Genomic DNA, 20,726 nt, shown 5'->3' with positions numbered 1-20,726 from the left:
TGATTTTCAAGCTCTTTTATCGCCTTCTCGCTGAGAGTGGTGCGCATTATAGGGACTCAAAATCCCCCGTCAACGCATTTCTGAAAGAATCTTCAGTGCGGAGTGAGACGCCCCCGAAGAAGAGGCAACTGCCGAGCTACCGGCGGCAGCCGCAGAAGCAGCAACAGCGCACCCACCGTCGCGTAGAGAGCCCAGCGCTCGACGTCCGAACGCACGACCCACAACATATGAAGGAGTCCAAGGCAGAGAATGATGTAGACGAGACGGTGCAGTTTCTTCCAGCGAGGTCCTAACTTGCGAATGCTGTAGCGGTTGGACGTCAGTGCCAGAGACAGCAACCCCAGGAAACCAAGCGCGCCGACCAAAATGTATGGCCGCTTGCGCAATTCGACACCCAACTGCGCCCAATCCAATCCGAGGATGAATATCCCATAGGCGCACAGGTGCAACACTATATAAGTGAAGCACCACAAACCTAGCTGACGACGAACCGATACCCAGCCATTCCAACGCGTGAGTTTCTGCAGCGGGGTCATCGCAAGCGTGATGAGCAGCAGGATCAGCCCTCCTTGCCCAAGGCGATCGACAAGCGCCTTGCCTGGATCAGGTCCGAGCGCAAAGACCCAGGCTGAATAAATCCAATACAGCAGCGGCAGCAATGCCAAGCCAAATACCGCAGAACGCCACAGTGGATTACGCATCAGTAGTTCTTCCGCAGATCCATGCCTGCATAGAGGGATGCCACCTCTTCCGCATAGCCGTTGAACATCAACGTGGGACGAATATTGGGACTGAACAGACCACTGGGCAACCGACGCTCGTGAGCCTGAGTCCAGCGCGGGTGATCCACGCTCGGATTGACGTTGGCGTAGAAGCCATACTCATCTGGCGCCAGGCTCTGCCAGGTGGTCTTCGGCTGTTCCGCGACGAAACTGATCCTGACGATGGACTTCGCTCCTTTGAAGCCATATTTCCAAGGCACCACGAGACGCAATGGCGCGCCGTTCTGGTTGGCCAGAATGCGCCCGTACATGCCGACCACGAGTATCGCCAGCGGATGCATGGCCTCATCCATTCGCAGCCCCTCGACATAAGGCCAATCGATCAGGGCAAAATTGGATTGCACGCCAGGCATATGCTCATGATCGACCAGGGTTTCGAAGCGCAGATACTTGGCGCTGCCAGTCGGCTCCACCCTCTTGATCAGCTCTGAGATCGGGAAACCTATCCACGGAATGACCATGGACCAAGCCTCTACGCAACGCAGGCGATAGATCCGCTCTTCCAACTGATAGGGCTTGATGAAATCTTCCAGGGCATATTTCCCCGGCTTGCCGACTTCACCATCGATCACGACCGACCACGGCTCGGTCTTCAAGGCCCCCGCGTTGGACGCCGGATCTCCCTTGTCAGGACCGAACTCGTAAAAGTTGTTGTAGTGGGTAGCGTCCTTGAAAGGTGTGATCGCCTCACCTTTGACGGTGACCGCATCCCAACGCACAGAGGACAACTTGTCGCTGAACCACTCGGGGACCGCCGACGCCGCATCGACGTCGGCATAGCGGGCGGGATCGGCCAAGCCAAGCCCCGGCAACCCGGCCAGCGCCGCACCTGCCAGACTTCCAGCCATGAAGCGGCGGCGGGAAAGATAGATTGCTTCGGGTGTTACATCCGATTCGTGGCAATCGGAAAGACGAGACGACTTGATCAGCATGGCGGACTCCGCAACGACTGGCTGGATGCGCCAATAGACTGCGGAGCCCGGGAGAAATTACATCATTCGGGCTGCTTGCGACGGCGCAATTGCAACAAGTATTGCACCGGGCCGGATGCCGCATAAGCGAGGAACAGCAACAGCAGGATACGCGGCGGGTCAGTGAAGACCACAGCGAAGGCCAGGACGACTACCAGGATGGCCATGAAGGGCACACGGCCGCGCAGATCGAGATCCTTGAAGCTGTAGTACTTGATGTTGCTGACCATCAGCATGCCGGCTGCGGCAACCATCAGCGCCACCAGCAGGGAGACTTTGGCGCCCTGTACCTGGAAGTCGGCGAAGGCCCACACGGTACCGGCAACCAGCGCGGCGGCGGCAGGACTGGCCAGACCGATGAAGTAGCGCTTATCAGCCTTGCCGACTTGGGTGTTGAAGCGCGCCAGCCGGAGCGCCGCACCAGCGACATAGATGAAGGCAACCATCCAGCCGACCTTGCCGAGACTGCTCAGCGCCCACTCGAAGGCGACCAACGCCGGCGCCACACCGAAGGCGACCATATCGGACAAAGAGTCATATTCGGCACCAAAGGCGCTCTGGGTATTGGTAAGACGGGCAACGCGTCCATCGAGCCCGTCGAGGACCATGGCTACGAAAATAGCGATAGCAGCATTGGAGAAGTCACCGCTCATCGCATTGATGATGGCGTAGAGACCGGTGAACAGCGCTGCGGTGGTGAACAGATTCGGCAGCAGGTAGATGCCGCGGTGGCGAACCTTGCGGCCGTCCGCATCATGCCCCTCTTCGATGTGTTCATCGATTGGCAGCAGGCTTTCGGCTTCTTCGGAGACCTTGTTCGGCTCCTCGGGACCTTCACTCATGGAAACTTCCTTGGGAACTCAGCTGGATACGAAATAGCCCGGGCCCATCTGACGACGCAGACACCCCGGCGCCCACGCTTTATACCAGAACAGCGTGCAAGAACGAAAAAACGCGGCCGAGGCCGCGTTTTTTTTCGAGCGCCGGAAAGACCTTAGTTCTTGGTCTTGTCGACGATCTTGTTGGCTGCGATCCACGGCATCATCGCGCGCAGTTTCTCGCCGACGATTTCGATGCCATGAGCCGCGTTGTTGCGACGGTAGGCAGTCATCGACGGGTAGTTGGCCGCGCCTTCGGTGATGAACATCTTCGCGTATTCGCCATCCTGAATGCGCTTCAGGGCATTGCGCATGGCTTGACGGGATTCGGCGTTGATCACTTCCGGGCCGGTCACGTACTCGCCATATTCGGCGTTGTTGGAGATCGAGTAGTTCATGTTGGCGATGCCGCCTTCGAACATCAGGTCGACGATCAGCTTCAGCTCGTGCAGGCACTCGAAGTAGGCCATTTCCGGCGCATAGCCAGCCTCGACCAACGTTTCGAAGCCAGCCTTGACCAGCTCGACGCAGCCACCGCACAGAACGGCCTGCTCACCGAACAGGTCGGTTTCGGTCTCGTCCTTGAAGGTGGTTTCGATGATGCCGGTACGACCGCCACCAACGCCGCAGGCGTAGGACAGGGCAACGTTTTTGGCATTGCCGGATGCGTCCTGGTAGATGGCGATCAGGTCAGGGATACCGCCGCCTTTGACGAACTCGGAACGCACGGTGTGACCCGGCGCCTTCGGCGCGATCATGATCACGTCGAGGTCAGCGCGCGGCACGACCTGGTTGTAGTGGATGGAGAAGCCGTGAGCGAAGGCCAGGGTCGCGCCCTTCTTCAGGTTCGGCTCGATCTCGTCCTTGTACAGGCGGCCCTGGAACTCGTCGGGAGTCAGGATCATCACCAGATCGGCAGCAGCGACGGCGCTGGCGACGTCTTGGACTTTCAGGCCATGAGCCTGGGCTTTGGCCACGGAAGCGGAACCCGAACGCAGGCCGACGGTGACGTCGACGCCGGAGTCTTTCAGGTTGCAGGCGTGGGCATGACCCTGGGAACCGTAACCGATGATGGCAACTTTCTTGCCCTGGATGATGGAGAGGTCACAGTCTTTATCGTAGAAAACGCGCATTTGGGAATTCCCCTGTCAATTGGCCTCGTGGGCCGTCTTTCAAATTCAGATGCTGAGGGTCTTGTCGCCACGGGCAATGCCGGTGACGCCGGTCCGCACGACCTCGATGATCGAGGCGGTACCGATGGCCTGGATAAAGCTGTCGAGCTTATCGCTGGTGCCGGCCAGCTGCACCGTATAGACGCTGCTGGTGACGTCGACGATCTGCCCACGGAAGATGTCGGTGGTGCGCTTGACCTCGGCGCGCTGCGCGCCGGTGGCCTTGATCTTCACCAGCATCAGCTCGCGCTCGATGTGGGCGCTTTCCGACAGGTTCACCAGTTTTACCACTTCGATCAGCTTGTTCAGGTTCTTGGTGATCTGTTCGATCACTTCGTCCTGACCAACAGTGGTCAAAGTCAGGCGCGACAGCGTCGGATCCTCGGTGGGCGCGACGGTCAGGGTTTCGATGTTGTAGTTGCGCTGAGAGAACAGGCCGACCACGCGGGACAGAGCGCCTGGTTCGTTTTCCAGCAGCAGGGAAATGATGTGTCGCATGATCAGGTACGCTCCGTCTTGCTCAGCCACATGTCACGCATCGCACCGCCGCGAATCTGCATCGGGTAGACGTGCTCGCTGGTGTCGACCTGAATATCGAGGAAGACCAGGCGGTTCTTCATCGCGAAGGCCTCTTCCATTTTCGGCTTGAGGTCTTTCAGTTCGGTGATGCGCATGCCGACATGGCCATAGGCCTCGGCCAGCTTGACGAAGTCAGGCAGCGATTCCATGTAGGAGTGGGAGTAACGGCTGTTGTACTGCATGTCCTGCCACTGGCGGACCATGCCCAGCGCGCCGTTGTTCAGGTTGACGATCTTCACCGGCAGGTCGTACTGCAGGCAGGTCGACAGCTCCTGGATGTTCATCTGGATGCTGCCCTCGCCGGTGACGCAGGCCACATCGGTCTCCGGGAAGTTCAGTTTGACGCCCATGGCCGCCGGGAAGCCGAAGCCCATGGTGCCGAGGCCACCGGAGTTGATCCAGCGATTGGGCTTGTCGAACCTGTAGTACTGGGCAGCGAACATCTGGTGCTGACCGACGTCGGAGGCCACGAAGGCATCGCCATTGGTCACTTCCCAGAGGGTCTCGATCACGGTCTGCGGCTTGATGATGCTGCCGTCGCCCTTGTTGTAGGGGAACAGGCCACGGTTGCCGCGCCATTCCTCGATCTGCTTCCACCAGGCAGCCTGGGCTTCCTTGTTCGGGGTCTCGCCGATTTCCTTGAGGATGGCGACCATTTCGGTCAGCACGCTATCCACCGGACCAACGATCGGGATATCGGCCTTGACGGTCTTGGAGATCGAGGCCGGGTCGATGTCGACGTGGATGATCTTGGCATTCGGGCAGAACTTGGCCGCGGTTTCGCCGTTGATCACCCGGTCATCGAAACGCGCACCGACTGCGAAGATCACGTCGGCATGGTGCATCGCCAGGTTGGCGGTGTAGCTGCCGTGCATGCCGAGCATGCCGACGAACTGGCGATCGGTACCCGGGAAACCACCCAACCCCATCAGGGTATTGGTGACAGGCACATTGAGCATGCGAGCGACTTCGGTCAGCGGCTCGGAGGCATTGCCCATGATCACGCCACCACCGGAATAGATGATCGGGCGCTTGGCGGCCAGCAGCATCTCCGCAGCCTTGCGGATCTGGCCGGAGTGGCCACGGACCGCCGGGCTGTAGGAGCGCAGCTTGACCTTTTTCGGGTACGAGTATTCGAACTTCTGGGTCGGATCGCCCATGTCCTTCGGAATATCGATCACCACCGGACCGGGACGGCCGGACTGGGCGATATAAAAGGCCTTCTTGATCACCTCTGGGATTTCCGAGGGATGCTTGATGATGAAGCTGTGCTTCACGATCGGGCGGGAGATACCGACCATGTCGGTTTCCTGGAAGGCGTCGGTACCGACCATGTTGCTGGAGACCTGGCCGGAGATCACCACCATCGGAATCGAGTCCATGTAGGCGGTGGCGATACCGGTGATGGCGTTGGTAGCGCCGGGACCGGAGGTCACCAGGACCACGCCAGGCTTGCCGGTCGCGCGCGCATAGCCATCGGCCATGTGAGTCGCGGCCTGCTCGTGGCGCACCAGGATGTGGGTCACGTCGTTCTCTTTGAAGAGAGCGTCGTAGATGTGCAGGAGGGCACCGCCCGGGTACCCGTAGATGTACTTAACGCCTTCGTCGCGCAGCGAGCGGACGACCATTTCAGCGCCGGATAAAAGCTCCACGTTGTCACCTCTAGAACGCTAAACGACCCCCCAGGGGCGGGAGATCGAAATTTGGTTGGCTGCCCGGCAGACATTGGGCGACTGTGATCGCCGGCTACGTCGACTGCCGAATGAGCAGAACTTGGAGGCTCTCCTGGTGTTACGGAGGACCTCCACCCAGCGCGAGGTAACGCGAAGCAGGGTGAAACTTAGCGGCGCGGGTAGCGCCTCTTGTCTGCCGAGTAAAACCAGCTTGCGGCCGGCCCACTGCAGCGAACCTTGGATTCTTCTGATTCAATCGCGTCAAGTCAAGCCATATATGGAATTGACTCGTTATCGCGGGTTGTGACCTTTATCTGCAGAAGCGTCGGTGGTTTTGGTTATAGTTACCGGCAGACTCCGAATCCCAAGGATCGAAACAGCATGCGACGGATGATTTTGACGGGCAGCCTGATGCTCGCCCTGAGTGCTCCGGTGATGGCCGCTCAAGTCTATAAATGGGTCGACGCCCAAGGCGTCACGCACTTCGGCGCGCAACCACCGGAAGGCACCCGCGCCGCCCCGGTCAACACCAATGTCGCGCAGCCGCCTTCGGGCTTTCCGCTACCACCTGCCAAAGCGACGCCGGCACCCGCGCCGCAACCCACGGCGAGCGACAAGCAGAAAGCAGTGGACGAAAAAGTCAGGCAGGAAGTCGCCCAGCAGGAAGCCGAACGCGCCAAGTACTGCGACAACCTGCGCCTCAACCTGGCGCAACTGAAGAACAACCCACGGGTGCGGATTGCCGAAAGCAATGGCGACATGCGGCGCATGCCCGAGGAAGAGCGTCAGGCGCGAATCACCCAGGCCGAGCAGGACCTGCAGAAAAACTGCAACTGAACCGGCGCCCTGATCAGGGCGTCAAGGCTATGAGCCGATCGAACTCGCCCAGGGCTCCGAGCAGCGCCAGCACCCGCTCGCCCTCGCTGGCGTAAACCACCTCGGCGATGGCGCGGATTCCGGAAGTCAAAGGGAGATCGGCGCCACTTTCGATGATCAGCTTCATCCGCGGCAGGAAGATCCACTGCAGCCACTCTTCCAGCATCAGGGTATCCACGCAGAAGGGTTCCAGGCTGGCCAATGCCTCGGCAGCGGGGCGCTGCTCGCCCCACAATCCGAGAAGACGAAGCTCACGCTCGATCAGCAGCAACTGATCGGCCAGCGCCAGGAGACGGTCGTCCATCACAGCGACGCCTTGGCGCTCTGCCGTGCAGCCGCGGCACCGGCGGCGTCACCCTGGGCTTCACGCGATTTGGCGATCACTTCCCACAGGCTGGATTGCAACGCCGGGCGGCCATTGGCCAAAGACAGGCCTCGCCGCGCGACTTGCTCGGCCTGGCCGGCGTCGCCCTGAGCCAGGCGGACCTGAGCCAGTTTATAGAGCACCTGCGGCTCGCGCGGAGCGATGCGCTGCGCACGCTCGAGGCTGGCCGATGCGCCATTGAGATCGCCACTGCCTTGTTGCTGCTGTGCAGTGGTCAACAACGCCAGAACCGGGCCGTCGAGTTGCTCGTCGGCGGCCAGGGCGGCATTGCGCGAAGGAATCCCGGAAGGCGCCTGTACCGGAGCCGGGATCGGCGCGGGCTGGTGGTAGGCCGGCTGTTGGTAAGCAGGCTGCTGGTAGACCTGCTGCGAGAAGCCACCAGTGGCGGTCACGCTGCTAGGCGTCGCCTGAGAGGCGGGTGCGCCATACTGCGGCCCCGGCGTGATGGGGCTGGGCGTAGACAGGGGCGCTGCGCCGCTCTGCGCCGGGAACGTCTGGATCGGCGCCGCGCCGGCATCCTTGGGCACCATCACCGTGACACCCGGTGCGGCGGCCTGCGGCGCATTGCGTGGCGCATTGTTGTAGGTCGGTTGCCGAGCGCCGGAATAACCAACCTGTTCCTGGTTGGACACCGTGCTCCCGGCGTCCTGTACCGGAATGGCGCCTTGCTGAGGGGTGGTACAACCGGAAAGCATGGCCGTGGCGGCTGCCACGGCAAACCACGAATTTCTCACTTGGAATCCTCTCGACTCAGTTCAGCCAGCCACGGACCCAGTCCATGACCTCGCCCGCCGGGTTTTGCGGGCTGTTGCCACAACCCGGACCGGCCGCCGGCTCGCTGCCGCGAATATAGGGCATCTGCACAGCGCCCGGGCAATTCGACTGAGTGCCCTGGCCCGAATGCGGATCGACCCATGCCATGACAACATTATCCGGCATCGGCGTGTCCAGTGGCAGAGGGTCGGCCTTGCGCATGAAGCTGGTCCATATCTGCAATGCGCCCGTAGCCCCGGTGAAAGGCGTCTTGCCGTTGTCGTCCCGGCCAAGCCAGACCACCGCCAGCAGATCCTGGCCGAAGCCGGAGAACCAGCTGTCACGCGAATCGTTGGTGGTGCCGGTCTTGCCGGCGAGGGTCAGGCTCGAGGGCAACTGGGTGTAGACCGAGCGCGCGGTACCCTCGCGCAACACACGTTGCATGGCGTTCTGCAGCAGGTAGATAGAACCCGGATCGAAACGCTGCTGTACCTGGAACGGATAACGCTTGAGCGGCTGGCCGTCGGACGCGAGTACGCTGCGAATGCTCCGCAGCGGCGTATTGAATCCGCCACTGGCGATGGTTTGATACATGGTCGCCACCTGCATCGGGCTCATGGCCCCGGCGCCCAGCAGCATCGACGGATAGGCAGGCCAGTCCACCGACACGCCCAGCCGTTCCAGCGTCTTGAGTACATTGGGCACGCCCAGGTCCAGCCCCAGACGAGCGGTGGACAGGTTCAGCGAACGAGCCAACCCCTGGTAAAGGAAGATGGTGCCATTGGCTTCATGCTCATAGTTCTGCGGGCTCCAGACCTGGCCATCCTTGCCTTTGACGGAGAACGGCTGGTCCTGGATCCAGGTGGTCAGGGTGTACTGGCTCGGCCGCTCGAGGGCCGTCAGATAAACCGCCGGCTTGACCAGCGAGCCAATCGGTCGCACTGCGTCCACGGCGCGGTTGAACCCAGCGAAACGCGAGTCACGGCTGCCGACCAGGGCCTGCACCTCGCCGGTTTGCGGGTTGGTCACGACCATTGCGGTTTCCGTCTCATCGATCCCCTTGCGCCCGGCGAAGCGCTTGAAGGTGTCATCGACGGCGCTTTCCGCCTTGAACTGCAGGATGGGATCGAAACTCGTGAAGATGCGCAGGCCTTCTCCGGTCAAGTCTTCTTCGCGATAGTCCTCGCGCAGTTGGCGTTTGACCAGGTCGAGGAAGGCTGGGTAGGAGCTGTTGGCCATGCTGCCCTGCTGGGTGACGCCCAGCGGAGCCTTCTTCGCCACGGCGGCTTGATCGGCGCTGATCACGCCCTGCTCGACCAGCACGTCGAGCACCACGTTGCGCCGCTCCAGTGCGCGCTCCGGATTGCGCCGCGGGTTGTAGTACGACGGCCCCTTGACCATGCCGACCAGCAGCGCCACCTGCGGCAGCTTCAGTTCGGACAGTGGCTGGCTGAAGAAGTACTGGCTGGCCAGGCCGAAACCGTTCACCGAACGCTGACCATCCTGACCGAGGAACACCTCGTTGAGGTAAGCCTCGAGAATCTCATGCTTGTCGTAATGCAGTTCCAGCAGCACGGCCATCATGGCTTCGGTGAGCTTGCGGCTGAGACTGCGCTCATTGGTCAGGAAGAAGTTCTTGACCAACTGCTGGGTCAGGGTGCTGCCGCCCTGGCGCAGTTGGCCGGCGCTGGCGTTGATCCACATCGCACGCGCGATGGACTTCAGCGACACCCCGTGGTGACTCCAGAAGTCACGGTCTTCCACCGCGACCAGCGTATCGACCAGATACGGCGGCACCTGGTCCAGCTTGATCAGGATGCGGTCTTCGTTGTGTGCCGGGTACAGGCCACCGATCAGCAGCGGCTCCATGCGCGCGACCGCCAGGTCGGAGCCGTCCGCGCGACTGAGGCCGGTCACGGAGTCGCCGGCGAAGCGGACACGGATGCGCTGCGCGGGCTCAGCGCCCTCGTAGAACTGGAAGCCGCGGGTATTGAGGTCCACCGCATTGCCGGACACCGTCACCGCCCCCGGGCCGCTTACCGCGGCTTCGCGACGGTAGCCGAGAGCACCGAGTTCCTGGAGGAAGTCGTCCTTGTTCAGCTTCAGGCCGACAAACAGCTCCAGCGGCCGCGCATACACTTTGGCCGGGATGGTCCAGCGCTTGCCGGAGAACTTCTCCTGGACAACCGCATCGAGATAGACAGCAAAGCCCGCCAGTACGACAAGACCGACCAGACTCAGCTTGAGAGCCCAGCCCAGCCACTTGCGCAGAGGGGACGAATTGCCTTTTTTAGGGGAACGAGAAGATCGGGGACGCGTCATGGCGGCGCATTATACGTACTTTATCCACAGGGGACAGACACCGCGCCAGGCGGCATCCGGGCTCACTCGCAGACAGCGGCGGCGGGGCCGCAGCCACAGCGACGCTGCTTCGACCGCGCATCCCACGTTTGGTTGCCTGCGCGGGCCACAAGTTTGCACCCGGACACTCAGCCGCCATAATGCCTGCCTCTCAAATTCGGACAGCCAAGGACCATCCCGTGAGCCAGACTCTGATCGCTGCCCTGCAGAACCCTGCCCTGTACCCCCACGCGGTGGAACAGGTACGGGTCATCGAAACCCATATCTCCTGGGTCCTGCTCACCGGCACCTACGTCTACAAGATCAAGAAGCCGGTGAACTTCGGCTTCCTCGATTTCACCAGCCTGGAAGCCCGCAAGCACTTCTGCGAGGAAGAGTTGCGCCTGAACCAGCGCCTGACCGAAGGCCTCTACCTTGAGGTGCTGCCGATTACCGGTAGCGAAAGCGAGCCGCACATCGGTGGCGACGGTCCGGTCATCGAATATGCGCTGAAATGTCGCGAGTTCCCGCAAACCGGCCTGCTCAGCGAAGTGCAGGCACGTGGCGAACTGCACGCGGCGCACATCGATGCCCTGGCCCGGCAGATCGCCGAATTCCATCGCATGACGCCACAGGTGCCCCAGGACAACCCACTGGGCACGGCCGAAGCCGTGATGGCACCGGTGCGGCAGAATTTCGAGCAGATCCGTCCGCTGCTCGGCGAAAAGGCCGACCTGCTCCAGCTCGATGCCCTGGAAGCCTGGGCGGAAAGCTCCTATGAGCGCCTGCTGCCGGTCCTCCAGGCGCGCAAGGCGAACGGCTTCATCCGCGAGTGCCACGGCGATATCCACCTGGGCAATGCCGCGCTCATCGACGGCAAGGTCGTGCTCTTCGACTGCATCGAATTCAACGAGCCGTTCCGTTTCACCGATGTCTGCGCCGACTTCGCCTTCCTCGCCATGGACCTGGAAGACCGCGGCCTGAAATGTCACGCGCGGCGCTTCGTCAGCCAGTACCTGGAATGCACCGGCGACTACCAGTCGCTGGAAATCCTCAACTTCTACAAGGCCTATCGCGCCCTGGTACGCGCCAAGATCGCTCTGTTCAGCCTGGCCCATCAGCACGATGCCGTGCAGAAAGCCGCGACCCTGCGCCAATACCGCAACTACGCCAACCTCGCGGAAAGCTATAGCGCCATTCCCTCGCGCTTCCTGGCGCTGACCATGGGCGTTTCGGCGGTGGGCAAAAGTTCGGTTGCGCTGCGCCTGGTCGAAGCGCTCGGCGCCATTCGCCTGCGCTCGGACGTCGAGCGCAAGCGCCTGTTCGGCGAACAGCAGACAAACCAGCAAGGCGCGCTGGCGACCGGCATCTATAGCGCGGAGGCCAGCGCCGCGACCTACGAGCGCCTCAACGGCCTGGCCGGCGACATCCTTCGTGCCGGCTACCCGGTGGTGCTCGATGCAACCTTCCTCAAGCACACGCAGCGCCTGGCGGCCCGCCAGGTCGCCGACGCCACCGGCGTGCCCTATCTGATCATCGACTGCCAGGCGCCGGACAGCGTGATCGCTGGCTGGCTCGCCCAGCGCCAGGCCAGCGGTGGCGATCCCTCCGACGCCACGCTCGCGGTGGTGCAGAGCCAGCAAGCCGAGCGCGAGGCGCTGGACAGCGACGAACAGGCGCGCAGCAAGCGCGTCGACACCCAGGACAGCGCCAGCCTCGACGCACTGGTCGAAAGCATCCGTCAGCGCCTGCCCGGAATCTGAAGCGCTCCGCCACCCTCTGCGGGCCGCTGATGCGGCCCCTTCCCTCCCTTGCGGGCTGCCGGCGCGAGCCATTGGCAAACCCACAATATTTCTAAGGCCGGCTACACTTTTCCAGACAAGTGAGCCGGCCGTCCTTCGCAGTTCACGGCCCTCGCCGCCATGCATGACCCACCCCGTGTGCCGCATCGCAAGGAGCGACGATGAACGATGAACTGCTGCACTTGAAGAACCTTGGCAAGACCTCAGCCCAATGGCTGCATGCCGTGGGCATTCACAATGCCTCCGATCTGCGCCGTCTGGGCGCGGTGGGCGCCTACAGGGCCGTGCGGGCGCGTGGATTTCGCGCGTCCAAGGTGCTGCTGTATGCCATCGAAGGCGCCTTGCTGGACGTGCATTGGAACGAACTTCCTCCCGCGCATAAAGCCGCCCTGCTGGGTGAACTTGAGACATTTCCGAGCAGGAATCGGAGCTAGCTCACAAGCTGCTCAGCAGGGGATTTACGGATAGACCTGGCAGCCCCTATCGTTTCAGGGACTTTCGTGTGCCTTCGACTGCAGCCAGCCCAAGGAATTACGGCTCATGTATCTACTCGGTGAACAACCGGCCTATGCCGACCAACTGATCAACCGCCTGCAGGGCATCCCGGCCCAATTGCTCGCAGGCCTCGCCCCGTGCGGCGAACCGATCCGCCTGGAGCGTACCGAAGACCTGGATGCCGAACTGCCCGCCAACCAGTTGTTCCTGATTGAAAATGGCTTGCTGCATGCATTGGTCGACGAACGCCCCCTCTTCTACCTCCAGGAAGGCGACCTGGTGGGACTGCGCCGGGACACCGACCTGCCACGCTGCCGCTACAGCAGCGAAGAGCCGCTGTGCCTGATTCCCTACTCGCGCAGCGATGTGTTCCAGCACATCTATGCCAACGAGCAGCGCCAGGAACTGTTCCTGAGCTACCTGATCGGCCATACCGCCCTGCTCGCCGATGCCCTGGCGCATCTCAAGCAACCGGACATCCGCCCCTCCACCGGCTTCCGTCACTTCGCCGCCGGTGACCAACTGATCCAGCAGGGCGATGACGCCGAACATGTGTTCATCATCATCGATGGGCACGCCGAGGCCTTCGTCGATGGGCAAAAGGTCGGCGATGTGCAGAAGGATGAGATTTTCGGTGCCATGGCCGTGTTCACTCGCGAGAAGCGCAGCGCCAGCGTGATCGCCAGCGAGCCCTGCACCGTCATGGTGATTCCCAAGGATCAATTCCTCGGCCTGATGCAGAGCAACCCACGGATCGCCCACAGTCTGATCGAGAGCATGGCCCGCCGCATCGACCTGCTGAACAAGGAAGTCACCCAGCTGCGGCAGAACAGCGAAAGCTGAAAGCGGTCGCGCGTCGCGTCCGAGCCCGGCATCAAGCCGGGCTTTTTTGTGCTCGCCCGATGCGCCAGGAAAAAAGTGCAGAGGCGCTATTGACTCACAAATGATAATAGTTATTATTAGCGCAACTGGTCGCGAGGCCAGCCGGTAAGCTGAGAGCGCCAATGCAGTCGGACTCTTCAGGTTATCTCCTCATCAGGCTAATCACGGTTTCGACCCGGCACCTCGCCGGGTCTTTTTTTGCCCAGCGAAAGCCACTTATCCGCTGAAACAGCCGGCTCCGTGCGCCTCAGCGCTTACCACGCAACTCGGCACAATGGTCCTGCGCAGGCAAGGCCGGGGTGTACCAGACATAATCCGCCTGAGCCTTGCCGACGGCGCCGCCGACCTCAACCAGCATCAGCACCTGCGCGCCCTGCCCGGCACCGAGGTCCTGCAGGTGCAGCGGCACGCCCAGATCGCGGCGCACATGGAACCCCCCGGCGAACAACAGTGCCGGCTGCGGCGCCTGGCTCAAGCGCTCGGCCATGCGTCGATCCCGTTGCTGCTGCACCGCGAGCATCGCCGGTATCTGGCTATCCGGCAGCAACCCACAATGGGACTGGCGGATGTCTGCCTGCAAGGCCGCTTGCACCGGCGCCGCCGTGGAGGCCGGGCCAGTGAGCGTCGGCCGGGAACGATAGACGCTGATGATTTCCGCGCGGTCCAGATTGGCCGCGAACAGCGGCGCCGGTTGCCGAACCAGCCACGTCACCAGCGGGCCATACAGCGACCAGTCCCAGCCACGTTGCCAGGCCAAGGCCTGATACTGGTCCGCCGCGGGCTCGCCGGCAGCGCTTTGCGCCTGAGCGGCGGTGACCCGCGCTTGCTGGTCGGGATTGAGCATTTCCAGCAGCACGCTGCCCTGCGGCCGGCGCGCGGCCAGCGCACGCGCCAACCAGAGCTCCAGGGCATGGTGGTCGGGATTGTCGTGCTGCTCGCCCACCAGCACCCGTGGCGCGGCGGCCAGGCGATCGAGCAACTGTGCAGGGGTCAACTGCGCACCACTGTTGAGATCGCGAATGACGCCCAGCTCGGCATGGTCGCGCCCATCCGGGCTTTGCCAGATTGGTAAAGGCGGCGCCGTCGAGACGCTCTGGCAGGCCGCCAACGGCAGCAACAAGGCGAGCAAGCAGATACGCATAGCGACTCCTTTCACCGCGCGATGATCAATGGATGGCCACGTTCAGGGTGGCGCTGCACCAGCACCTCCAGGCCGAACACCTCGCGCAGTGTGTCGGGCCGCAGCACGGCGTCTGGACTGCCTTGCGTCTGCACGGCCCCATCGCGCAGCAGCAGCAAGCGATCGCAGTAGCGGGCCGCCAGATTCAGCTCATGCAGGACCACCAGCACCGCCGCGCCACGCTCGGCAAACGCGCGGACCGCCTGGAGGATGCTGTGCTGGTGCGACGGGTCGAGCATCGCGGTCGGCTCGTCGAGCAGCAATACCTGCTCGCGGCTCCCTGGCCACAGCTGGGCCAGCACCCGCGCCAGGTGCACGCGCTGACGCTCGCCACCGGACAAGGCCAGGTAACTGCGCCCGGCCAGATGCGCGGCATCCGCCGCGGCCAGGGCCTCGGCAACGATCCGGGCATCACGTTCGCGACCGCTGGCGTGGGGCAAGCGGCCAAAGCCGACCACCGTTTCCACCGGGAAGGCGAAATTCAACGTGGAGTTCTGCGGCAGTACCGCCAGCCGCCGGGCGCGCTCGATAGCAGGCCAATCCGCCAGCTCCCGCCCCTGCAGGCTCACGCGCCCCGCACGGAGCCGCAACTCGCCACTCAGCGCCGCAAGCAAGGTGCTCTTGCCTGCGCCATTCGGCCCAAGCACGCCCAGCACCTCACCGGCGCTCAGCGCCAGCGATACCTCATGCAGGACGGTGCGCCCGTCGCGCGCCACCCGCAGGTGCTCCGCGCTCAGCATCAGAAGCGTCCCCGCAGCAGCAGATAAAGGAAGAAGGGCGCGCCCAGCAACGCGGTGACGATACCGATGGGCAACTCCATCGGCGCCAACGCCAGGCGCGCGAGCAGATCGGCAAGCAGCAACAGGATGGCGCCAGCGAACATGGACGCGGGCACCAGCACCCGATGATCCGGGCCGACGAGCAGACGCAGCAGGTGCGGCACGACCAGGCCGATGAAACCGATCATTCCCGCCGCCGCCACCGCCGCACCGACACCCAGCGCGGTGCAACAGATCAACTGCGCCTTCAGGCGCTCGACATCGAAGCCCAGATGGCGCGCTTCCGACTCCCCCAGCAGCAGCGCATTCAAGGCATCGACCCGGCGCGGCAGCCAAGCGGCCACCAACAGGGTCACCAGCAGCAAGGGCCACAACCGCGCATAACTGGCGCCGTTCAGACTGCCGAGATTCCAGAAGGTCAGGGTCCGCAGGGTGGCGTCGTCGGCCAGGTAGGTAAACAGGCCGATCAGCGCGCCCGCCAAGGCGGTCAGGGCGATGCCGGCCAGCAGCATGGTCGCCACACGGGTTTCGCCATCGCGCCGGCCGAGACGAAACACCAGCCAGGTCACCCCCAGCCCGCCGGCGAATGCGCTGAGCGACAAGAGATAGGGCGCGAAAGCCGGTGGCAGGCCACCGAGGGCCGCACCGAACACGATGGCCGCGGCCGCGCCCAGCGCCGCACCACTGGACACGCCGACCAGCCCCGGATCGGCCAGTGGGTTGCGAAACAAACCCTGCATGGCCACGCCGCAGAGCGCCAGCAGGCTGCCCTCGGCCAGCCCCATCAGGGCGCGCGGCAGGCGCAATTGGCCAACGATCAGCTCCGCCTGCGCATGCCCGTCCGACGCCAGTGGCCATCCGAGCGTGCGCAGCAGTGCCCGCAATGTGTCGCCCAGCGGCAGGCTGACCGACCCCAGGGCCAGAGACAGCCAGAAGACCAATAGCAACAAGAGCGTGAGAGCGATGAACAGGCAGCGGTTGGAGACAACCTGGGTCAAGGACGGTTTTCCAGAGAGAGGGATGGGCAGAAGGATAAGAGCCCACCGACGCAGCCGCCAGTCCGGCGCATCGCCGCAGCGGGCTGGCCACGCAAAACGCGGACACATCTCCACTCGATAACTATTTGCCTTGCGGACCGCCGCTGTTTAAGGTCGGCGCCGCTTTTCCGCCGGTCGCCGAGGCCTTGCCCTGGCGACCGCAAAACCGCAGCCTCTCGCGCCATCGCCTTCAGCACAGGGACGTGCTCCCTCCCCCCCTGCGCGCAGCGCTCCAGGCAACGCCAATCACCCGTGGAGACAATCATGCTGCTGTTGTGCACTCCGGATCAGCTGGCCGAAGGCCGCAGCCGCGGCTTTTCGATCCAGGGTCAACGCCTGCTTGCGGTGCGCAAGCAGGGCCGCGTCCATGCCTACCGCAACCGCTGCCCGCATCGAGGCATAGCGCTGGAGTGGGAAGCCGACCGCTTCCTCGACGCCAGCGGCGGCCTGCTGCAGTGCGCGCAGCATGGCGCGCTATTTCTCATCGAGTCTGGCGAATGCATCCAGGGCCCCTGTCAGGGCGAGTTCCTGGAAGCCCTGAGCTGCCAGGAGGACGAGCGCGGCGTCTGGGTGGATCTGCCTTCAGCCGAAGCCTGACCCCCTGCGGCGCCTAAAGGCAGACCTCCAGGCGCCGCGCCAGGCGAATCTCCAGGCTGCTGATATCGGCGCCGTAAGCCAGTAACTCAACGCCGGCGTCACGGGCGTCGCGCAGGGCGGCAGCGTAGGCCGGATCGATCTCCTCGGCCGGGCGCACGGCGTCGATGCCCGACAGGTTCACGCAATACAGCAATACGGCCCGCAGCCCCTGCCGAGCCAGCGCCGCCAGCTCGCGCAGATGCTTGGCGCCGCGCAGGGTCACGGCATCTGGAAAGGCCGCCTGCGAAGTGCCGGCGAAGCCCAGGGTCACGCTTTTCACCTCGACGAACACCGGCTCGCCATGGAAGTCCAGGCGAAAGTCGGCACGGCTGTTCTCCACACCGTAAGCCACCTCGCGGCGCAGCTCGCTGAAGCCGTTCAGCTCGCCGATCACACCGGCGAGCAAGGCCTCCTCCACCAGGCGATTGGCGCGCGCCGTGTTGACGCAGGCCAGGCGCCCCTGGGGCGTTTCGCTGAGTTCCCAGGTGCCGGGCAGCTTGCGCTTGGGATCGCTGGTACGGCTGAACCACACCCGGCCGCCCTCGCTCATGCAATTGAGCATGGAGCCGGTGTTCGGGCAGTGGATGGTCAGGCGCTCCCCCGTGGCGGTTTCGATATCGGCGAGGAAGCGCTTATAGCGGCGCAACAAGCGCGCCTCCTCCAGCGCCGGGACGAAACGCATCAGGGCTTCCAGCTTTTCAGGCCGCGGGCGATGCGATCGACCGCCTCTTGCAGGCGCTCCAGGCTCTGCGTGTAGGCGAAACGCACATGATGGTCAGCCTGGTAACGGCCGAAATCGATTCCCGGAGTGAAGGCGACATGTTCGGTTTCGATGAAGTGCTGACAGAAGGCATAGGCATCGCCGCCGAAGGCGCTGATATCGGCATACAGGTAGAAAGCACCTTCCGGCTCAACCGCGATGCCGAATCCCAGCTCGCGCAGCGCCGGCAGGAGGAAGTCGCGGCGCCGGGCGAACTCGGCGCGCCGCGCTTCGAGAATCTCCAGGGTGGCCGGCTCGAAACAGGCCAGGGCCGCGTATTGCGCCACGCTCGACGCGCTGATGTAGAGGTTCTGCGCCAGCTTTTCCAGCTCGCCCACCGCCTCCGCCGGCGCCACCAGCCAGCCCAGGCGCCAGCCGGTCATGCCGAAATACTTGGAGAAGCTGTTGAGGACGAACGCCTCGTCGTCCACCTCCAGCACGCTGCTGGCGTCAACGCCATAGGTCAGGCCGTGATAGATCTCATCGACCACCAGGTGCCCACCACGGGCCTTCAGCGTCCGCGACAGCGCCGCCAGTTCATCCTTGTGCAGCAAAGTACCGGTAGGATTCGCCGGCGATGCCAGCAGAGCGCCTACACTGTCTTGATTCCAGTGGTTTTCGATCAGTTCGGGAGTGAGCTGATAACGGCTCTGCGGGCCCACCGGCACCAATTGCGCGGCGCCCTCCACCAGGCGCAGGAAATGGCGGTTGCAGGGGTAGCCGGGGTCGGCCAGCAGCCAGTGGCGGCCCGGATCGACCAGCAGGCTGCTGGCCAGCAGCAGTGCGCCGGAGCCACCGGGCGTGATGAGGATGCGTTCGGGGTCGATGTCCAGGCCGTAGCGCGAGGCATAGAAGCCGGCGATGGCCTCGCGCAACGCCGGCACGCCGCGAGCGGCGGTGTAACGGGTGTGACCCGCGCCGAGCGCGGCCTGGCCGGCAGCGACGATGGGCGCGGCGGTGGTGAAGTCCGGCTCGCCGATCTCCAGGTGAATGACGTCGTGGCCGGCTGCTTGCAGCTCATTGGCCCGCGCCAGCAGCGCCATGACGTGGAACGGCTCGATGGCGCGACTGCGCGCACTGTAGGAAGAGGCCATAAGGAATACCGAACTTTGCGGGAAAGAGGCGATTCTAACCAAGCCATCGGCGGGTGGCAGCAGGCTCGACAACCGGGAGTAGCATCGCGGTTATCGTTCTGGTAAGTTCGCCCGCTTGCGAGCGCGGGGCCGGTGCCAACCGGAGAGGGACCATCCGCGACAGGACTAGCGAGAGTGAGAGGCGGTCATCCATGCCCACCAAAGCAAAACAGCAGAGCAGCCAACTGATTCGTGGCTTCGAGCCCTACCAGGAAACCAAGGGCGAGGAGTACATGAGTGAACGCATGCGCGCTCACTTCACCTCTATCCTCAACAAGTGGAAAGTTGAGCTGATGGAGGAAGTCGATCGCACCGTGCACCACATGCAGGACGAAGCGGCCAACTTCCCTGACCCGGCGGATCGCGCCAGCCAGGAAGAAGAGTTCAGCCTCGAACTGCGCGCCCGCGACCGCGAGCGCAAGTTGATCAAGAAGATCGACGAGACCCTGCAACTGATCGAAGAGAACGATTACGGCTGGTGCGACTCCTGCGGCGTGGAAATCGGTATCCGCCGTCTGGAAGCACGTCCTACCGCGACGCTGTGCATCGACTGCAAGACCCTCGCGGAAATCAAGGAAAAGCAACTCGGCTCCTGAGCCGACGGCTTTTCGCGAACGGGGCGCCTAGGCGCCCCGTTGTGTTTGTGTCGCACCGACTCGGCACCCGCCGAGGCCAAGACTCGTAACGACCCGCGCCATGCCCGACTCCCGCTACATCGGCCGTTTCGCTCCCACCCCCAGCGGTTACCTGCACTTCGGTTCGCTGGTCGCCGCGCTGGCCTCCTACCTGGATGCCCGCGCGGTCGGTGGCCGCTGGCTGGTGCGCATGGAAGACCTCGACCCGCCACGGGAAGTCCCCGGCGCCCAGGCGGCGATCCTCGACACCCTGGAGCGCTACGGCTTCGAATGGGATGGGCCGGTGGCGCGCCAGAGCACGCGCAACGACGCCTATGCGGCGGTGGTCGAGCAATGGCTACGCAGTGGCCTGGCCTATGCCTGTACCTGTTCGCGCAAGCAACTGGAAGGCAGCAACGGCATCTACCCCGGCACCTGCCGTGACGCTCGCCATTCGCCGGAAAACGCCGCGATCCGTATCCGCGTGCCGGAACTGGAATATGCCTTTGTCGATCGCGTCCAGGGCGAGTTCCGCCAGCACCTGGGACGCGAAGTCGGCGACTTCATCATCCGCCGCCGCGACGGCCTTTATGCCTATCAACTGGCGGTGGTCCTCGACGACGCCTGGCAAGGCATCACCGATATCGTCCGCGGCGCCGACCTGCTCGACTCCACGCCACGCCAGCTCTACCTGCAGGAACTGCTTGGGGTTGCCCAGCCGCGTTACCTGCATGTGCCACTGATCATCCAGCCGGACGGCCACAAGCTGGGCAAGTCCTACCGCTCGCCGCCCCTCTCCGCCGAACAGGCCGCCCCCCTGCTGGTCCGTGCGTTGCGCGCACTCGGACAGCAACCCGTCGCTGAACTGAGCAACGCACGCCCCGCCGACGTGCTCGCCTGGGGCACCGCCCACTGGGATGCCGCGCGCATCCCGCGAGTCGCGACGCTCGAAGAAGCCAGCCTCTAGGCTCGCCCCGAGAGGCCGCCGGACACCTGCCA

Annotated in this window: 21 protein-coding genes; 7 read left to right on the top strand and 14 right to left on the bottom strand. The window is 63.5% G+C overall.

The features are described 5' to 3' along the window. Positions 1-92: 92 nt before the first annotated feature. From msrQ to BLQ74_RS14655, 6 genes are all read right to left on the bottom strand, one after another. On the bottom strand, positions 93-701 hold the full coding sequence (msrQ, locus tag BLQ74_RS14680) for a protein-methionine-sulfoxide reductase heme-binding subunit MsrQ (RefSeq protein ID WP_090263326.1): 609 nt from the start codon (positions 699-701) through the stop codon (positions 93-95). Beyond that, complete coding sequence (msrP, locus tag BLQ74_RS14675; protein ID WP_090263323.1) at positions 701-1,714, bottom strand: protein-methionine-sulfoxide reductase catalytic subunit MsrP; 1,014 nt, start codon at positions 1,712-1,714, stop codon at positions 701-703. Before msrP ends, msrQ begins: the two co-directional genes overlap by 1 nt. A gap of 62 nt (positions 1,715-1,776) precedes the next feature. Then, complete coding sequence (pssA, locus tag BLQ74_RS14670; protein ID WP_090263322.1) at positions 1,777-2,595, bottom strand: CDP-diacylglycerol--serine O-phosphatidyltransferase; 819 nt, start codon at positions 2,593-2,595, stop codon at positions 1,777-1,779. Positions 2,596-2,747: 152 nt separating this feature from the next. Next, positions 2,748-3,764, bottom strand: coding sequence for a ketol-acid reductoisomerase (gene ilvC / locus BLQ74_RS14665; protein WP_090263320.1), 1,017 nt, complete (start codon positions 3,762-3,764; stop codon positions 2,748-2,750). Positions 3,765-3,809: 45 nt separating this feature from the next. Then, positions 3,810-4,301 (bottom strand): acetolactate synthase small subunit, encoded by a 492-nt coding sequence (gene ilvN, locus BLQ74_RS14660; protein ID WP_090263318.1) that lies wholly within the window; start codon positions 4,299-4,301, stop codon positions 3,810-3,812. A gap of 2 nt (positions 4,302-4,303) precedes the next feature. Further along, a complete protein-coding gene (locus tag BLQ74_RS14655) occupies positions 4,304-6,034 on the bottom strand; it encodes an acetolactate synthase 3 large subunit (RefSeq protein ID WP_090263316.1) in 1,731 nt (576 codons plus the stop codon). A 402-nt stretch (positions 6,035-6,436) separates the two neighbouring features. Here BLQ74_RS14655 and BLQ74_RS14650 point away from each other — a divergent pair, with 402 nt between their 5' ends. Then, complete coding sequence (locus tag BLQ74_RS14650; RefSeq protein WP_090263315.1) at positions 6,437-6,892, top strand: DUF4124 domain-containing protein; 456 nt, start codon at positions 6,437-6,439, stop codon at positions 6,890-6,892. Between the two features lie 13 nt (positions 6,893-6,905). Here BLQ74_RS14650 and BLQ74_RS14645 read toward each other — a convergent pair whose 3' ends face one another. From BLQ74_RS14645 to mrcB, 3 genes are read right to left on the bottom strand one after another with little or no spacing between them, the layout of a single operon-like run. Continuing rightward, entirely contained in the window at positions 6,906-7,235 is a 330-nt protein-coding gene (locus BLQ74_RS14645) for a YqcC family protein (RefSeq protein ID WP_090263313.1), read from the bottom strand. Next, the gene (locus BLQ74_RS14640) at positions 7,235-8,011 is read right to left on the bottom strand and encodes a tetratricopeptide repeat protein (protein ID WP_090263311.1); all 777 of its coding nucleotides are present in this window, start codon (positions 8,009-8,011) and stop codon (positions 7,235-7,237) included. Before BLQ74_RS14640 ends, BLQ74_RS14645 begins: the two co-directional genes overlap by 1 nt. A gap of 55 nt (positions 8,012-8,066) precedes the next feature. Beyond that, on the bottom strand, positions 8,067-10,391 hold the full coding sequence (gene mrcB / locus BLQ74_RS14635) for a penicillin-binding protein 1B (protein ID WP_090263309.1): 2,325 nt from the start codon (positions 10,389-10,391) through the stop codon (positions 8,067-8,069). 218 nt (positions 10,392-10,609) lie between these two features. On the opposite strand from mrcB, the gene BLQ74_RS14630 reads away from it, so the two are divergent. From BLQ74_RS14630 to BLQ74_RS14620, 3 genes are all read left to right on the top strand, one after another. Continuing rightward, complete coding sequence (locus BLQ74_RS14630; RefSeq protein ID WP_090263307.1) at positions 10,610-12,172, top strand: bifunctional aminoglycoside phosphotransferase/ATP-binding protein; 1,563 nt, start codon at positions 10,610-10,612, stop codon at positions 12,170-12,172. Between the two features lie 200 nt (positions 12,173-12,372). Further along, a complete protein-coding gene (locus tag BLQ74_RS14625) occupies positions 12,373-12,645 on the top strand; it encodes a TfoX/Sxy family protein (RefSeq protein WP_090263306.1) in 273 nt (90 codons plus the stop codon). Positions 12,646-12,751: 106 nt separating this feature from the next. Further along, on the top strand, positions 12,752-13,549 hold the full coding sequence (locus BLQ74_RS14620; RefSeq protein ID WP_090263305.1) for a Crp/Fnr family transcriptional regulator: 798 nt from the start codon (positions 12,752-12,754) through the stop codon (positions 13,547-13,549). 286 nt (positions 13,550-13,835) lie between these two features. Here the strand turns inward: BLQ74_RS14620 and BLQ74_RS14615 are convergent, their stop codons facing one another. From BLQ74_RS14615 to BLQ74_RS14605, 3 genes are read right to left on the bottom strand one after another with little or no spacing between them, the layout of a single operon-like run. Then, on the bottom strand, positions 13,836-14,729 hold the full coding sequence (locus tag BLQ74_RS14615; RefSeq protein ID WP_090263304.1) for a ChaN family lipoprotein: 894 nt from the start codon (positions 14,727-14,729) through the stop codon (positions 13,836-13,838). 11 nt (positions 14,730-14,740) lie between these two features. Next, on the bottom strand, positions 14,741-15,505 hold the full coding sequence (locus tag BLQ74_RS14610; RefSeq protein WP_425287496.1) for a heme ABC transporter ATP-binding protein: 765 nt from the start codon (positions 15,503-15,505) through the stop codon (positions 14,741-14,743). 2 nt (positions 15,506-15,507) lie between these two features. Continuing rightward, positions 15,508-16,494, bottom strand: a complete 987-nt coding sequence (locus BLQ74_RS14605; protein WP_244507199.1) for a FecCD family ABC transporter permease — start codon at positions 16,492-16,494, stop codon at positions 15,508-15,510. A 354-nt stretch (positions 16,495-16,848) separates the two neighbouring features. Here BLQ74_RS14605 and BLQ74_RS14600 point away from each other — a divergent pair, with 354 nt between their 5' ends. Continuing rightward, on the top strand, positions 16,849-17,181 hold the full coding sequence (locus BLQ74_RS14600) for a Rieske (2Fe-2S) protein (protein ID WP_090263301.1): 333 nt from the start codon (positions 16,849-16,851) through the stop codon (positions 17,179-17,181). A 13-nt stretch (positions 17,182-17,194) separates the two neighbouring features. Here the strand turns inward: BLQ74_RS14600 and sfsA are convergent, their stop codons facing one another. Together sfsA and BLQ74_RS14590 are read right to left on the bottom strand one after the other, a co-directional pair. After that, positions 17,195-17,902 (bottom strand): DNA/RNA nuclease SfsA, encoded by a 708-nt coding sequence (gene sfsA / locus BLQ74_RS14595; RefSeq protein ID WP_090263300.1) that lies wholly within the window; start codon positions 17,900-17,902, stop codon positions 17,195-17,197. Next, positions 17,902-19,074, bottom strand: coding sequence for a pyridoxal phosphate-dependent aminotransferase (locus tag BLQ74_RS14590; protein ID WP_090263299.1), 1,173 nt, complete (start codon positions 19,072-19,074; stop codon positions 17,902-17,904). The genes sfsA and BLQ74_RS14590 overlap by 1 nt, the downstream gene beginning before the upstream one ends. Positions 19,075-19,265: 191 nt before the next feature. Between BLQ74_RS14590 and dksA the strand changes: the two genes are divergently transcribed. Together dksA and gluQRS are read left to right on the top strand one after the other, a co-directional pair. Beyond that, a complete protein-coding gene (gene dksA / locus BLQ74_RS14585) occupies positions 19,266-19,709 on the top strand; it encodes an RNA polymerase-binding protein DksA (RefSeq protein WP_090263298.1) in 444 nt (147 codons plus the stop codon). A gap of 100 nt (positions 19,710-19,809) precedes the next feature. Further along, complete coding sequence (gene gluQRS / locus BLQ74_RS14580; RefSeq protein ID WP_090263297.1) at positions 19,810-20,694, top strand: tRNA glutamyl-Q(34) synthetase GluQRS; 885 nt, start codon at positions 19,810-19,812, stop codon at positions 20,692-20,694. Positions 20,695-20,726: the final 32 nt, after the last annotated feature.

The organism is Pseudomonas panipatensis, from assembly GCF_900099785.1.
Lineage (GTDB): Bacteria > Pseudomonadota > Gammaproteobacteria > Pseudomonadales > Pseudomonadaceae > Pseudomonas > Pseudomonas panipatensis.
This window is presented reverse-complemented; position numbering and strand designations above follow the sequence as displayed.